General features: G+C 58.4%; 13 protein-coding genes and 1 pseudogene. 5 read left to right on the top strand and 9 right to left on the bottom strand.

From position 1 onward, the window contains the following. Positions 1–163: 163 nt before the first annotated feature. On the bottom strand, positions 164–1,066 hold the full coding sequence (locus ML_RS02920; RefSeq protein WP_041322471.1) for a heme o synthase: 903 nt from the start codon (positions 1,064–1,066) through the stop codon (positions 164–166). A 262-nt stretch (positions 1,067–1,328) separates the two neighbouring features. Between ML_RS02920 and tkt the strand changes: the two genes are divergently transcribed. From tkt to pgl, 5 genes and pseudogenes are all read left to right on the top strand, one after another. Further along, positions 1,329–3,428, top strand: a complete 2,100-nt coding sequence (tkt, locus tag ML_RS02915; RefSeq protein WP_010907818.1) for a transketolase — start codon at positions 1,329–1,331, stop codon at positions 3,426–3,428. A gap of 16 nt (positions 3,429–3,444) precedes the next feature. Beyond that, positions 3,445–4,572, top strand: coding sequence for a transaldolase (gene tal / locus ML_RS02910; protein WP_010907817.1), 1,128 nt, complete (start codon positions 3,445–3,447; stop codon positions 4,570–4,572). A gap of 98 nt (positions 4,573–4,670) precedes the next feature. Next, a pseudogene (gene zwf / locus ML_RS17235) lies at positions 4,671–6,061 on the top strand (glucose-6-phosphate dehydrogenase). Between the two features lie 182 nt (positions 6,062–6,243). Next, positions 6,244–7,032 (top strand): glucose-6-phosphate dehydrogenase assembly protein OpcA, encoded by a 789-nt coding sequence (opcA, locus tag ML_RS02900; protein WP_231846699.1) that lies wholly within the window; start codon positions 6,244–6,246, stop codon positions 7,030–7,032. A 15-nt stretch (positions 7,033–7,047) separates the two neighbouring features. Beyond that, on the top strand, positions 7,048–7,791 hold the full coding sequence (gene pgl, locus ML_RS02895; RefSeq protein ID WP_010907815.1) for a 6-phosphogluconolactonase: 744 nt from the start codon (positions 7,048–7,050) through the stop codon (positions 7,789–7,791). 223 nt (positions 7,792–8,014) lie between these two features. Here the strand turns inward: pgl and ppc are convergent, their stop codons facing one another. The 8 genes from ppc to ML_RS02855 form a co-directional block, all read right to left on the bottom strand. Next, positions 8,015–10,819: a phosphoenolpyruvate carboxylase gene (gene ppc / locus ML_RS02890; RefSeq protein ID WP_010907814.1), complete on the bottom strand. Its 2,805-nt coding sequence runs from the start codon at positions 10,817–10,819 to the stop codon at positions 8,015–8,017. Positions 10,820–10,849: 30 nt separating this feature from the next. After that, the gene (gene secG, locus ML_RS02885) at positions 10,850–11,083 is read right to left on the bottom strand and encodes a preprotein translocase subunit SecG (protein ID WP_010907813.1); all 234 of its coding nucleotides are present in this window, start codon (positions 11,081–11,083) and stop codon (positions 10,850–10,852) included. Positions 11,084–11,094: 11 nt separating this feature from the next. Then, a complete protein-coding gene (locus ML_RS02880) occupies positions 11,095–11,325 on the bottom strand; it encodes a hypothetical protein (RefSeq protein ID WP_010907812.1) in 231 nt (76 codons plus the stop codon). Between the two features lie 815 nt (positions 11,326–12,140). Continuing rightward, on the bottom strand, positions 12,141–12,359 hold the full coding sequence (locus ML_RS02875; protein WP_010907811.1) for a hypothetical protein: 219 nt from the start codon (positions 12,357–12,359) through the stop codon (positions 12,141–12,143). A gap of 157 nt (positions 12,360–12,516) precedes the next feature. Next, positions 12,517–12,795: a hypothetical protein gene (locus tag ML_RS02870; RefSeq protein WP_231846698.1), complete on the bottom strand. Its 279-nt coding sequence runs from the start codon at positions 12,793–12,795 to the stop codon at positions 12,517–12,519. A 35-nt stretch (positions 12,796–12,830) separates the two neighbouring features. Continuing rightward, entirely contained in the window at positions 12,831–13,016 is a 186-nt protein-coding gene (locus ML_RS02865) for a hypothetical protein (RefSeq protein ID WP_231846697.1), read from the bottom strand. A gap of 73 nt (positions 13,017–13,089) precedes the next feature. Beyond that, positions 13,090–13,875 carry a triose-phosphate isomerase gene (gene tpiA / locus ML_RS02860; RefSeq protein ID WP_010907808.1) on the bottom strand — a complete coding sequence of 262 codons (786 nt, stop codon included), beginning with the start codon at positions 13,873–13,875 and terminating at the stop codon, positions 13,090–13,092. Then, entirely contained in the window at positions 13,872–15,122 is a 1,251-nt protein-coding gene (locus ML_RS02855; protein WP_010907807.1) for a phosphoglycerate kinase, read from the bottom strand. The genes tpiA and ML_RS02855 overlap by 4 nt, the downstream gene beginning before the upstream one ends.

Here is a 15,122-nt window from a genome sequence, read left to right as displayed (position 1 = left end):
ACTGTTCGAAGCAATCGGCAGCGGAGCCGTCACCATCGAGGTCGGTGTACACACTACCCGCTGTCCGAAACCACCCGCACCCACGAAGATCTGCAAGGCCGCAAGACCGTCGGCTCGGTCAAGTTGCTGCTTTAAGCTCGAGCCACCAAAGAGGTGATCAAAATCAAAATAGTGTCGGCAAGGCGAGCACCGAGTCGACCGCTAACGCGCAAAACACCACCGCCAGATAGTTGTTTGATTGCAGGAACAGCCGTAGCGGCTTGACCGGCTCACCGGCACAGACCCCGACGTATAACTGATGGGCCATCGTTAAAAACCATGCCCCGGCGACGACGGCCACCGCCATGTACAGCCACCCCGTCGCCAGTGCCAACACCAGCGTAGACAATGCGGTGAGCCAGGTATAGATCAATATCTGTTTGGTGACGTGACGCTCGGTCGCCACGGCCGGAAGCATCGGGACGCTGGCCACTTTGTAGTCGTCCTTGTAGCGCATCGCCAATGCCCAGGTGTGCGGCGGAGTCCAGAAGAAGATGATGGCAAACATTGCCAATGCTGGCCAGCCGATAGTGTCGGTGATCGCCGACCAACCAATCATCACCGGCATACACCCAGCCGCACCGCCCCACACGACGTTTTGCGACGTCCGGCGCTTGAGCAACAGCGTGTAAACGAATACGTAGAACGCGACGGTGGCGAGCGCCAGCAGCCCCGACAGCAGATTGGTAGTCCACCACAGCCAGAAGAATGAACCCGCAGTCAACGCCAGCCCGAGCACCAAGGCATTTCGGGGGGGCACCGCGGCCCGCGCCAGCGGCCGCCGGGAAGTCCGCTTCATCAGTTTGTCGATATCGGCGTCGGCAACACAGTTGAACGTGTTGGCACCTGCGGCAGCCGATATCCCGCCGAGTAACGTATTGAGGATCAACAGCGGATTAGCGCTACCGCGGTCGGCGAGCAGCATCGCTGGTATGGCGGTGACCAAAAGCAGCTCGATGACGCGCGGCTTGGTCAACGCCAGATATGCCAACACTCGGCTCCGCGCTAAGCGCGCGCGAACGCTCACGTACTTAACTCCTCGAGATCGCAGCAGCGCGCAGCTTCTACTACGCACGATGGTAGACCGCATGCCCGTAGCCAACAGCCCGACAGGTCTTTCAACGCAGATTTTTCCCAGATTGCAAAGAGGGCGCGAACAGACGCAGGCTAGTTGCGCCACAGCGAACCGTAGGTACCTGGAAACCGGGCCCTGCAACAGGCCCGCACTTCCACACTAGGGTGAGATTAATCAGTTTGATGACCTGAACAGCTGACCCAAGGACTGATTCGTGACCACACTCGACCAGATCTCCACGCTGACCCAACCGCGCCATCCCGATGACTGGACCGAGATCGATTCGGCTGCAGTCGACACCATCAGGGTGTTGGCTACCGACGCGGTCCAAAAAGCTGGCAACGGGCACCCGGGGACGGCGATGAGCTTGGCCCCGCTGGCCTACACTTTGTTCCAGCGCACTCTACGCCACGACCCCAATGACACCGCATGGCTGGGTCGTGACCGATTCGTGCTGTCGGCCGGGCATAGCAGCCTGACCTTATATATACAACTCTATCTCGGCGGCTTCGGTCTCGAACTATCTGACATCGAATCGCTGCGCACCTGGGGATCCACAACTCCTGGGCATCCAGAGTTCCGGCACACTAAGGGTGTTGAGATCACCACCGGCCCACTCGGCCAGGGTCTAGCATCAGCAGTCGGGATGGCGATGGCATCACGTTACGAACGTGGCCTGTTCGACCCCGACGCTGAACCGGGAGCCAGCCCTTTCGACCATTACATTTATGTGATCGCCTCCGACGGGGACATCGAAGAAGGGGTGACATCGGAAGCGTCGTCCCTGGCCGCAGTCCAGCAACTCGGCAACCTCATCGTGTTCTACGACCACAACCAGATCTCGATCGAAGGCGACACCAAAATCACGCTGTGCGAGGACACCGCCGCACGCTACCGCGCCTACGGCTGGCACGTACAAGAGGTGGAAGGTGGCGAGAACGTCGTCGGCATTGAGGAAGCCATCGCCAACGCGAAAGCCGCCACCGACCGGCCGTCGTTCATCTCACTGCGCACCATCATCGGTTATCCCGCGCCAACCTTGATAAACACCGGCAAAGCGCACGGTGCGGCCCTTGGCGAAGACGAGGTAGCGGCCACTAAGCGAATCCTTGGGTTCGATCCCGACAAGACCTTTGCAGTCCGCGAGGACGTAATCACCCACACCCGCGGCTTGATAGCCCGCGGCAAAGAAGCCCACGAACGCTGGCAACTAGAATTCGAAGCGTGGGCACAGCGCGAGCCCGAACGCAAGGCACTGTTGGATCGGTTGCTCGCCCAGCAGCTTCCCGACGGCTGGGATGCTGACCTGCCGAACTGGGAGCCGAGGTCCAAGGAATTGGCCACCCGCGCCGCATCTGGTGCGGTACTATCCGCGATAGGACCGAAACTCCCGGAGTTGTGGGGCGGGTCGGCCGATCTAGCGGGCAGCAACAACACCACCATAAAAGACGTTGATTCCTTTGGGCCGCCGTCGATTTCGACCGACGAGTACACCGCACATTGGTATGGTCGCACCTTGCATTTCGGTGTTCGCGAACACGCGATGGGCGCCATTCTGTCCGGCATCGTGCTGCACGGCCCCACCCGCGCATATGGTGGTACATTTCTACAATTCTCCGACTACATGCGCCCGTCGGTGCGACTGGCGTCGTTGATGGATATTGACACGATCTACGTGTGGACGCACGATTCGGTCGGACTCGGCGAGGACGGCCCAACCCATCAGCCCATCGAACACCTCGCAGCGTTGCGTGCTATCCCTCGATTGTCGGTGGTGCGTCCCGCCGATGCCAACGAAACGGCATATGCCTGGCGCACAATCCTGGCTCGCGGCGCCAACAGCGGTCCGGTCGGGCTAATCCTGACCCGGCAGAGTGTGCCAGTGTTGGAAGGCACCAACACCGAAGGCGTCGCCCGAGGCGGCTATGTGCTAGGCGATGGTGGCAGCTCTGAAGCTAAGGAGCCTGACGTCATTTTGATCGCCACCGGATCCGAGGTCCAACTCGCTGTCGCAGCTCAGAAGTTGTTGGCGGATAAAGACATCATTGTGCGGGTGGTGTCGATGCCGTGTGTGGAATGGTTCGAGTCACAGCCGTACGAGTATCGCGACAGTGTGTTGCCCCCGTCAGTGTCGGCACGGGTGGCCGTCGAGGCCGGCGTCGCGCAATGCTGGCATAAGCTGGTCGGAGACACCGGCAAGATTGTGTCCATCGAGCACTACGGCGAATCCGCAGATTACCAGACTTTGTTCCGTGAGTACGGCTTCACGCCGGAGGCCGTGGTTGCCGCAGCGGAACAGGTATTGGATAACTGAAAAAAAGGCGATCTGTATGACCTCAAAAATTCAGAACCCCAACCTCGCCGCATTGAGCGCTGCCGGAGTGTCCGTTTGGTTGGACGACTTGTCGCGAGACCGGTTGCAGTCAGGCAACCTACAGAAGCTGATTGACACCAAGAGTGTCGTTGGCGTGACCACCAACCCGTCCATCTTCCAGAAAGCATTCGCAAACGGCCACGCCTACGATGCCCAAATTGCCGAGCTGGCCAAGCGCGGCGCCAACGTAGATGTCACCGTCCGCACCGTCACCACTGACGATGTTCGCCACGCATGCGACGTGTTGGCGTGTGAATGGGAAGCTTCCCACGGAAAAGATGGCCGAGTCTCGATTGAAGTCGATCCCCGTTTAGCACATGACACCGACAAGACTATCGCGCAAGCCGTCGAACTATGGAGAATAGTTGACCACCCGAACTTGTTCATCAAGATCCCGGCGACTAAGGCTGGCCTACCGGCGATCACCGCCGTTTTAGCGGAAGGCATTTCGGTCAACGTCACGCTGATTTTCTCTGTACAGCGGCATCGCGAGGTAATTGACGCCTACCTGGCCGGGATAGAAAAGGCCGCCGAAGCTGGACGCGACCTATCCAAGATAGTCTCAGTAGCATCGTTTTTTGTCTCCCGCGTGGACACCGAAATCGACAAGCGACTAGAAAAACTTGGTTCCGAGCAAGCACTCGCGCTACGCGGCCAGGCCGGTGTCGCCAACGCCCGATTGGCCTACGCGGCCTACCAGAAGGCCTTCGAAGGTGGCCAGCGCTACCAGACACTCATGGCCCGCGGAGCCCAAGTACAGCGCCCGCTGTGGGCGTCAACCGGTGTCAAGAACCCCGATTACGCCGACACCCTGTACGTCACCGAGCTGGTAGCTCCAAACACGGTGAACACTATGCCGGAGACGACGATTGATGCCGTAGCCGATCACGGTGTGATCCGTGGTGACACGATCAGCGGTACTACTTTGTCCTCCCAAAAAGTGTTCGACTCACTGGTGGCGGTCGGAGTCGATCTGATTGATGTGTTCGCGGTACTAGAACATGAGGGCGTGCAGAAGTTTGTGAAATCCTGGAACGAGCTACTCAAGGAAACTCAGGAACAGCTGGACTCCGTCGCCAAATGAACCCAGTAGCCACACGTACCTCCACTGCAACTCAATGGCAGAACCCGCTACGGTACAAGGCTAATAGGTAGCTACCCAGAATAGCCACCCGGTGCACGATGGTGATTTTAGGGGTCACCGGCGACCTGTCCCACAAGTTAAAGTGATGTCAGCAACTTACGATATGGCCAGCCGGAACCTGTCACCACCCATGTTTTCCATGGTAGATCTTCGCATGACGCGATTTTAGCACCCAGGATTGCAGTGACGTCGTCCACAACGCCGTCAAAGAGCACTGCCGGACGCATTTCTGCAGGCGAACTGAAGCCAGCTGGAGGAAGGACTCCGGTTCGTATCGGGCTCTTTATGACAATGATGATGCGTTCGCCCGACTGGCCGATGCCATGGACAAGCTGGACACCAAGCCCACCACCAGCGGCAATCAGGAATTCTAACTGGCGATCCCACCCAAATCTTTCCCGGTGGTCTGTGACCAGCTTCATAAGTCTGAATTGGCTCGTCCACAAACCTACAGCTGGAGCCGGGTTGTCACCGAGCAACCCTTCGGCCACGACCTGGACAGTGCGCGCGACCTAAACAAGTCTGGCAACACAGTCTTCCCGGAAGAAGCTGTTTTCGGTATCGACCACTACCTGGGCAAAGAAACGGTACAGAACATCTTGGCGCTCCGATTCGCCAATCAACTGTGGATTCCTATCTGGAACGCACACGTGCAGATCACCGTGGCTGAAGACATAAGAACTTAGTTACCGAGCCGGTTACTACGACGGCATTAGTGAGGACCACGATGTCATCCAGAATCATCTGATGCACCTGCTGACGTTGATCGCGATGGAAAAGCCAGTCAGCTTCAATCCAGCTTGGTTGCAAGCTGAAATGATTAAATTGCTGTCGGCGGGTCACCTCACCGTCCCGTTCAACGGTACCATCAACTGCGGCCACGGCCAATACGCCGCCGGCTGGCAAGGCGGCGAAAAGTGGTCAGGCTGGTCGACGAGGACGAGTTCGCCACGGACTCCAACACCCAGAGCTTCGCCGCTATCAAGCTCGAAGTTGATACTCGGTGTTGAGCCAAGGTGCTATTGTACCTACGAGCCGGGAAACGACTAGGTCACAGGGTGACCGAAATCGCTCTGGTCTTCAAACGCGGGCCGCATCATCCTTTGCAACGCCACCATACCGACGAGCTCTGCGCCAACGCTTTGGTCATCCACGTACAGCCCGGCGAAGGGATTACCTTGCGGTTAAACTCCAAAGTCCCGGACAGCTCGATGGAAGTCAACGACGCCGAATGGACGACGAACTACTCGCCAATCGCCTAGGATACACCGGAGACCGACGAGCAACTGATCCTTGATGTGTTGCTTAGCTGGCCGTACCTGTTTCCGGTCAATGCGGAGGTCGAATTTAGCTTGGGAAACACTCGACCCAGCCCTTGCCGATTGGGTGGACACACGGCAAGCCCGATCTGCCCGATATAGGAACCTAGGGTCCAGAATTATCCTTCGAGATACTATAGCGCCCTAGCCGGGAATGGCAGCGACGATGCAGAACGAAGCAATGGTGAGGAACAACACAAAATGATCGTTGATTTTCCCGACACCACCACAGTGGTCAATATAGAAACTAGACGAGCTCTGCGAAAGGATCGGCGCCATCACGATGAGTCGAGTGCTTACGCTGGTCATCACGCCGTACAGCAAAGCCATGCTCAAAGAATCTATCGAGGCCGCCAACGGAGCCAGCCACAAGTATCCCAACCGAATCATCATCGCGATGAGGGTCAATTCGTACGCGAATAAAGCGCGCTTGGATGCACAACTGTGGGTGGGTGCCGATACAGGCGCCGGGGTGGTGGTGTCTAGAACTCTTGCTGTTTACGCCCACAGCGTCGTTATCTCGATACTGCTCCCTGACATCCCGATGGTGGCCTGGTGGCCGAACATCGCCCCAACGATGTCCGGCCAAGACTCCCTGGGCAAGTTGGCAATTCAGCGTATCACCAACGCCACCAACAGTATCGACCCGCTGGCAACCATCAAGAGCCGGCTATCCGATTACACCGCCGACGACACCCACCTGGCATGGGACCTAATAACCTATTGGCGTGCTCTGCTGACCTCCGCGGTCAACCTGCCACCTCACGAGCCGATCGATTTGGCACTGGTTTCCGGCATGAAGACCGAACCCGCGCTCGACGTTCTGGCCGGCTGGTTAGCCAACCGGATCAACAGACCGTTGCGCCGAGCGGTCGCCGATCTGAAGGTCGAACTGATACGCAATAGCGAAACCATCGTCTTAAGCCGACCTCAGACTTGGGTGACCTCTACCCTGATCCGAACCGTGAAACCAGATGCACTAGTTCCCTGGGGCGCGCAGGGAAGCCGAGGAGTTCCTAGCCGAAAATCTGCGACGACTGGATCCCGACAAGTTCTACTTCAATGCCTTCGAAGGCATTGAAAAGGTTCAGTACCTGTGAGCGCCAGTGTAGAGATCTTTTCAGACAGCAAGACCATGGTCGGAGCCGCCGGAAAACGACTTGCCAGCACCATCCAATCCGCCGTGGCTGCCAGAGAAAGGGCACTGATTGTGCTGACCGGTGGTAGCAGCGGCATTGGACTACTGCGGGATTTAGCTACACGTGGACAGCAGATCGATTGGTCTAGGGTGCATCTATTCTGGGGCGACGAGCGCTACGTACCCAAAGACGACGACGAGCGCAACGAGAAACAGGCACGTGTAGCGTTGCTCGATCACATAGACATCCCGCCCAGCCAGGTGCACCCGATGCCTGCGGGCGACGGTGAATTCGGCAACGATCTAGAAGCAGCGGCACTAGCTTACGAACAGCTGCTGGCTGCCTACGCCGCACCCGGTTATCCCACCCCGAATTTTGATGTGCACCTGATGGGCATGGGACCCGAAGGACACATCAATTCGCTGTTCCCAAATACCGTAGCTGTGCGCGAGACCAGTCGTATGGTGGTCGGAGTCAGGAACTCTCCAAAACCACCTCCAGAACGAATCACCTTGACACTTAATGCCATTCAACGTTCTCGTGAGGTATGGCTGATGGTTTCCGGGACGGCAAAGGCCGACGCAGTGGCAGCCGCCATGGGTGGCGCTCCCTCTGCCTCAATACCGGCCGCCGGAGCTGTCGGGCTTGAAACCACACTCTGGCTGCTGGACGAAGAAGCCGCAGCCAAGATTCCTGGCTAGTGGCGTCATAATGACCTTCATGGCTGACAGAACCGTGCGCAGCAGACTGGAGCGAAGGCGATTATCTACAGAGATGATGCTGTCGCGGTTATCAGCCACCGAATACGCCGGTCCGTGGTGTGCTAGATAGGCTCCGAAATCGGACCATGCAATGCAAATAGCACAGCCAGCTATCCGAGGCCTGATGATGTCGCCTCCCCCCGATCCCGAGCCTCGCCCCGGGTTAGCCGCTGTTACGTAGCGCGCTGGCCAATCCGTTCATTGTCAAAAGGATGCCGCGTTGCACCATTTCGTCGTCGTGACCCGAGCGGTAGCGGCGCAATAGCTCCACCTGAAGGTGGTTTAACGGCTCCAGATACGGGAAGCGGTTGAACACCGAACGCGCCAGAGCCGGGTTGTCAGCAAGCAGATCGTCATGACCCGTAATGAGCTTGTGGATGGCAATGGTTCGCCGATGCTCGTCGGCGATCTTGTCAAACACTCTGCGCCGCAAGGCTTCGTCGACCACCAGCTCAGCATAGCGGGCCGCCAGGCCCAGATCACTTTTGGCCAGTACCTGCGCCATGTTCGACAGCACACTTCGAAAGAACGGCCAACGCTGATAGAGGTCATGCAGCATTTCTACCCGCTGTGATTCACTTTCGGGTCCAGCCGCAACCCACTGCTGAAACGCCGATCCGGTGCCATACCAACCTGGGAGCATGACTCGCGATTGGCTCCATGCCAGTACCCACGGAATAGCACGAAGATCCGCGATCGACGTGGTAGGCTTACGTGATGTCGGTCGGTTGCCAATGTTCAACGATCCGATCTCGCTGACCGGCGTGGAAGCTTGGAAATAGTCAACGAAACCCGGTGTGTTGACTAATTCAGCGTAGGATCGCCGCGCGAGGCCGGCTACTTCATCGAGTATGGCGTAAGCAGATTCAGCCGCATCGCCTAAGCCTTCAACATCCAAGAGAGTTGATTCTAGGGTCGCGGCCACCAAACTCTCTAGGTTTCGTCGTGCTATTTGCGGTTCGGCGTATTTGGCGGCTATGACCTCGCCTTGCTCGGTGAGACGCAACGAGCCGTTTACCGCCCCCGGGGGTTGCGCCAGAATAGCTTGATAGCTAGGACCGCCGCCACGTCCGACAGTGCCGCCACGACCATGGAAAAGTCGCAAACGGATTCCGGTTTTGCGGGCCACGTCTACCAGAGCGAGCTCGGCGCGGTAAACCGCCCAGTTGGCGGCCAGATAGCCGCCATCTTTGTTGGAATCGGAGTAGCCGAGCATCACTTCCTGCCAGTTACCGCGAGCAGCCACCAGCGTTCGATATAGCGGAAGTTCCAGCATCGCGTGCAGAATGGCCGCCCCGTTGTGCAGATCGTCGATCGTCTCGAACAGCGGCGAGATGCCCACCGGACAGTACGGCTGCGACCCGGAGGCGTCTAACAGGCCAGTCTCCTTCAAGAGGATCGCGACCTCCAGGACATCCGACACAGACTGACACATCGAGATGATGTAGTTGGGCACCGCGGCCGATCCGTAGAGCTCAACGGCGTGGGCAGCGGCCGCAAGAACGGCCAGCTCGCCGCGCGCCAAATCGGATAATTGCGCACGATCCCCGACCAACGGGCGGCGGTTACCGAGTTCGGCCACCAGCAGCTTGACTCTTTGATCTTCGGGCAACGAACTGTAGTCCTGGTGCATCCCGGCCCACGCCAACAGCTCAGCGACCACCTCTTCGTGCACGTCGGAATTTTGCCGCATATCCAGACCGCACAAGTGAAACCCAAAGACTCCAACACCTTCTCGCAACAGCGCCAACCGATCGTCGGCTAACAACGCGGCGCCGTGCGTGCACAGGGAGGCTTCGATGGTGTCCAGATCGGCACATAGTTCGGCTGGCGTCGAATACGGTGGCAAACCCAGACCAAGCTGGTTGGGTGGCTGCTGATCCAGGATGTGGGCGGCAGTCGAGGACAATCGACCGCGGATCACCCGCAATGCCCGCCGGTACGGCTCGTCGGCACAGGCCGCGTCCTGACAGCTAGCGGCCAGCGTGGCCAGCTCAGGGGTGACGGTTATCAGTCGCGCCGACATCGACAGCTCCTGCTCGAGGTGGGTGAGTTCAGCCAAATAGTGCGCCACCACGGTGTAGGCAGCGCTGCCGGTCGCTCGCCGCACCACGTCGGCAGTCACGTTCGGGTTTCCGTCCCGGTCACCACCGATCCACGATCCGGGTTGCAGTATAGGGCCGGACAGCAGCTCGGCGTCGGGCCACCGGGCACGCAACGCGTTGCGCACCTCGGAATTCACCTGCGGAATCACATGGAAAAGCGCGGCAGAGTAATATCGCAGCCCTACGTCGATCTCGTCGGAGATCTGCAATCGCGCCAACCGAATCAATGCCGTCTGCCACAGCGTGAGAATTTGACGGCGCAATTCACGCTCAATGCTGCGGCCATCGGCGGTTTCGGTGTGTCCCTCCGCGTGCAGCCGCATCAACTCGGTAATCCGGCGTTGGGTAACAAATACGGTACGCCGACGGGTCTCGGTGGGATGCGCAGTAATCACCGGCGAGACCACTGCACCAGTAAGGGCATCTGCCACGGTGGCCGAATCTAGTTTTGCCAGATCAAGTTTCGCGTAAGTGGCCGCTAAACTGCTATCCCGCAGTGGCTCGCCGGCGTCGAGGTGAATATGGCGCCGACGCTCCCGGTGGATGTCCTCGGCAACGTTGGCCAACAATGCGAAATGGCTAAACGCCCGGATGATCGGGATGGCCAGGTGAATGTCGAGACCAGAGAACATACGCGCCATATCGGCCCGATCAATCTCAGAACGCCGCACCCGGAACGACTCGACCCGGACTCGTTCGACGAGATCGAATACCTCATCACCGTTCTGCTCACGCAGAGTATCACCAAGAATGGTACCCAATAGCCTGATGTCGGCCCGCATAGGTTCAGTCGCCTCGCGACCGACTCGAGTCCGCTGGACAGCACCGATCGGTTCCAGTATAGCATCGGAAAACTCAACCATGTGTGCGGGGATCTACTTGAAGTAACAGTGCTAACGGTATTTAGTTAGCAGGGCTACGCCGATAATGGATACCAGCCAGATTCCGGTGACGAACAGCGTCAACCGGTCCAGGTTCTTCTCCACCACCGTCGACCCGGACAGACTGGATTGCACGCCACCGCCGAACAACGTCGACAGGCCACCACCCTTCGCACGGTGCAAAAGTACTAACAACACTACGAGGATGCTGGTGACAACCAGGGTGATCTGCAGGGCCAACTCCATGGTCAACTAGACTACCTGTCTACCGTCGAACGGCCCCAGCATAGTCGAGTCACAGGCTGGCACACCCAGTCCTCTTGCTGCTCGTGGATCAGCAGCGTCAGCACAGCGACGAGTCCGGCCGACAGTACAGCAAGGCCGGGCCAGTCTTCCGCGGTCCTCGCGTTCCCGGTACCGACCGAAAGCAACAGAACCTCGACGATGACCGCGAACACGTCCTGCAAGATATTGACACCAGACGCCATCCAGCCCCCGTACCCGCGGCCTCAAGGATTACTCCACCGACGAGCGGGCCGAGCTCGACCAAAAGGTCACCGTGTGCCGTTGCCGAGGTTACGGCGATGCCGGTTTTTCCAGTACTGCTGCCAGTGACCAATAATGCCGACCGATCATTCCAGCGGAGACAACACATTAGCTTCCGATGTACACACAGCACAGCTATACTGCATTTTCGTTTAATTTCCGCTACGAGCATCGGAGAGATGCATATCCTACCTCACCCTAACATCGGGTCATAACACGAAATCTGATGTGATCCGGTGGACTGGTACCGATATAGTGTTGAAACAGCGGCCAAACCCAGAGCCACTGCACGACATCCCTTCCTAATTGCATCATAGTAGCACACCCCCACCCGGTGCGCCTAGCCCGGATCCTGACGGTCCGCATAGTGCGGGCACCTGGCGGTGGGAGCACGCGTTCCGGCGGCCGCTTAACTTAAGCGCCACGGCAGTCTCTGATCGAAGCGGTTCAGCCGACGCTGTACCTCATTGATCAGCGTGGTCGGATCCCGACCCGGCGTACACTGCCGAACTGATCGCGTACACAGCGTCCTCCAGTTCAATGGTAGCCGAAATAATCTGCTCAGCATGTGGAACTCACTGCCAGTTGCCAGAGGCTCCAACACCGCGGCCTCGACAGTGGCACAAACCTGATGCGCAAGCCAATAGACGTAGTCGCGGGACAATTGCTAACATAGGCGTTTGCTAGCATAAGCATTGACCGGATGATTTGACCGCCTCGACGAGAATAGCTCCGGGCCGCACCAAGCCCGGGCGATTCAGGCAACCACCGATCTCCCGGCCACAACAGGTATACGACACACAACCACCACAGTGCTGATTAGCATGTCTACTAGGCACACCGCGGGCGCTACCGGATACGCAAGGCAGATCGATTGCGACAACAACGCCGCGGAAGTGATTACAATAACGCCGAAACCATACAGTTTCGGCACCGATAGCACGACAAAACTCAGCGCCAGCACGGTTGCGACCACCAAAGCAGGCTAGCAGCGCAAACCGCCAGCAATCAGTCACAGCAACGCACCAATCACCGTGCTGAAGACCAATGAACCGTACGGACGAACACCGAAGCATACCCTGACCACACCATTACGGCGGTGGTCAACAGCAGCCAAAACGAGTGGAGAGCTTTCACGCATCGCGCATAATAATGCCGGTGGCCACGGCCAGGAAAGTCTGATTCGCACGCTGTTGAACAGGACGGTATGGGAAGCTAGCGGCACAAATCAACACCGACAGTCGGCGAGTCGCTAGCACGGCATCCCCCGGCGCGCCAACTTCTAGGCTGAGCGCATCCACCAACTCCACCAACCCAGAGTCCCGACCGGCATCCACCACCGCCAACTCGACCGATACCGACCATGCACGCTTGAATCTGGTTGCCGTACTAGCAAATCGCAACGATCGCATCGTCGAATACCGTGCGAACCTGGGTATATGTAGGGTCACCACTGGTCGCGGTAGAACCCGGTAGCAACCAGGCTAACGCCGCAGAACGCGCCTAGGAACACCAGCACGACAACCTGAAAGATCGCTGACAGCACACCGATGCCCGCGATCAACGCCACAGTGGCCACCACACCCACCCGACAGGCACACTGAACCCATAGCGAATTAGCCACCCACAGCACTGAGCTAACGCTACGGCTAAAGTCTGCAGCATAACCTATCACCAAGTCAGTGCAAGACGCCCCGAGGGCTTCCCTAGGGAAGAGGCCCACCGGCGGCGATGACCGCGAGCGTCGCGAATTGCGCCCCGTCCAGCGACGCTCCCCCAACCAGACCACCATCGACGTCTTGCTGGGCGACGATATCGCCAATGTTTTTGGCGTTCAACGAGCCACCATAAAGCACCCGAACGGTTTCGGCCACCTGCGGTGATGCCAGCGCACCCAGCTCTTTTCGGATCGCCTCGCACACCTCTTGGGCGTCGGCTGCACTAGCCACCCGCCCAGTCCCGATCGCCCAGACCGGTTCATAAACGATCACGACATTGCCGATCTGTTCAGGCGACAGCCCAGCCAGCGAGCCGCGTAGCTGGTTCTGGCAGTGGCTGACGTGTTCACCCACCTCTCGGATCTCGAGGTACTCGCCGATGCACACGATCGGAGTCAAGCTGTTTTTGAGCGCCGCAGCCGTCTTCGCGGCCACCAGCGCGTCACCTTCGTCGTGGTAGGTGCGCCGCTCAGAGTGCCCCACCAGCACGAAGCTACAGCCCAACTTAGCCAAGAAGGCCCCACTGATGTCTCCAGTGTAGGCGCCTAGGTCATGTTGCGAAAGATCCTGGGCACCATAGGTCAATCGCAACTTATCGCCATCGACCAGGGTTTGCACGCTACGCAGGTCAGTGAATGGCGGAAGAACTGTGACATCAACCTTGTCATAATACTTGTCCGGCAATGAAAAAGCGATTTTTTGCACCAACGCAATCGCCTCGAAATGATTCAGGTTCATCTTCCAGTTGCCGGCGATGAGCGACTTGCGGCTCACGAGTCTCCTCCCCTTGGCTGCTCACGACCTAGTACCTCGATCCCGGGTAGCGTCTTGCCCTCAAGGTATTCCAACGACGCGCCGCCACCGGTGGAAAGGTGCGAGACACTGCCTTCGGGTAGGCTGAGCGCCCGCATCGCAGCCGCAGAGTCACCGCCGCCGACCACGCTGAAAGCTCCCTTGCCAGTAACAGCCACGATTGCTTCAGCAACACCTCTGGTGCCCGCGGCGTACGCAGGGAATTCGAACACGCCCATCGGTCCGTTCCAGAAAATGGTCGAGGCGTTGGATAACAACGTAGCGAACCGCTTGACCGATTCCGGCCCGATATCCAGTCCCATCAATCCATCTGGGATAGCGTCGGCGGCGACGGTCTGCGGCGGCGAATCAGCGACGAACTTCTCTGTCACCACAATGTCCATAGGAAGCCGAAGCACGTCAGCGTAGGTGTCCAACAGACTACGACAGGTCTCGATCATCTCGGTTTCCAATAACGATTTACCTACTGAAAATCCTTGTGCAGCAAGAAATGTAAAGCACATTCCACCTCCGAGTACGATGCTATCGGCTTTTGTCGCCAGCGACTCGATGACGCCGAGCTTGTCGGATACCTTCGACCCGCCGAGCACCACTGCGTAGGGGCGTTTGGCCGAACTAGTCAATTGCTCGAGTATCCTTATCTCGTCAGCAACCAGTATGCCGGCGTAGTGCGGCAATAGCGTAGCGACGTCATACACCGAAGCCTGCCTGCGATGCACCACACCGAATCCATCCGAAACAAAAGCTCCTGCTGACCCGACCAATTCAACCAATTGCTTGGCCAGAGCGAGTCGTTCGTCGTCGACTTTGCTGGTCTCGCGCGGATCGAAGCGGATGTTCTGCAGCAGTAGGAGGTCGCCGTCGGTCAGCCTCTCAACACAGGCGAGCGCATCACCCCCGACAGGGGAACGATCGGTGCTGCAGACCAACTGGACGTTTTGGCCCAGCTGCTCACCGAGCGCCGCGGCGACCGGCTCCAGTGACAGCTTTGGGTCTGGCCCGTTCTTGGGGCGGCCCAGATGGGCGGCAACCACAATCTTGGCTCCGGCCTCAAGCAGCGCTTTCAACGTAGGCACCGACGCGGTGACCCGACCGAGGTCGGTGATGGCGCCATCATCCCCCAGCGGGACGTTCAGATCGCAGCGCACCAACACGCAGCGACCAGAAACACCTTCCTCAAGAAGATCTTTAAGATTAGGAATGCGCAC

The sequence above is a fragment of the Mycobacterium leprae TN genome (assembly GCF_000195855.1).
GTDB classification, from domain to species: domain Bacteria; phylum Actinomycetota; class Actinomycetes; order Mycobacteriales; family Mycobacteriaceae; genus Mycobacterium; species Mycobacterium leprae.
This window is presented reverse-complemented; position numbering and strand designations above follow the sequence as displayed.

Excerpts from the sequence above, each read along its gene's own strand:
- secG (WP_010907813.1), bottom strand. The coding sequence starts at position 11,083 with ATGGAGTTGGCCCTGCAGATCACCCTGGTTGTCACCAGCATCCTCGTA.
- ppc (WP_010907814.1), bottom strand. The coding sequence starts at position 10,819 with ATGGTTGAGTTTTCCGATGCTATACTGGAACCGATCGGTGCTGTCCAG.
- ML_RS02870 (WP_231846698.1), bottom strand. The coding sequence starts at position 12,795 with ATGCGATCGTTGCGATTTGCTAGTACGGCAACCAGATTCAAGCGTGCA.
- ML_RS02880 (WP_010907812.1), bottom strand. The coding sequence starts at position 11,325 with ATGGCGTCTGGTGTCAATATCTTGCAGGACGTGTTCGCGGTCATCGTC.
- tal (WP_010907817.1), top strand. The coding sequence starts at position 3,445 with ATGACCTCAAAAATTCAGAACCCCAACCTCGCCGCATTGAGCGCTGCC.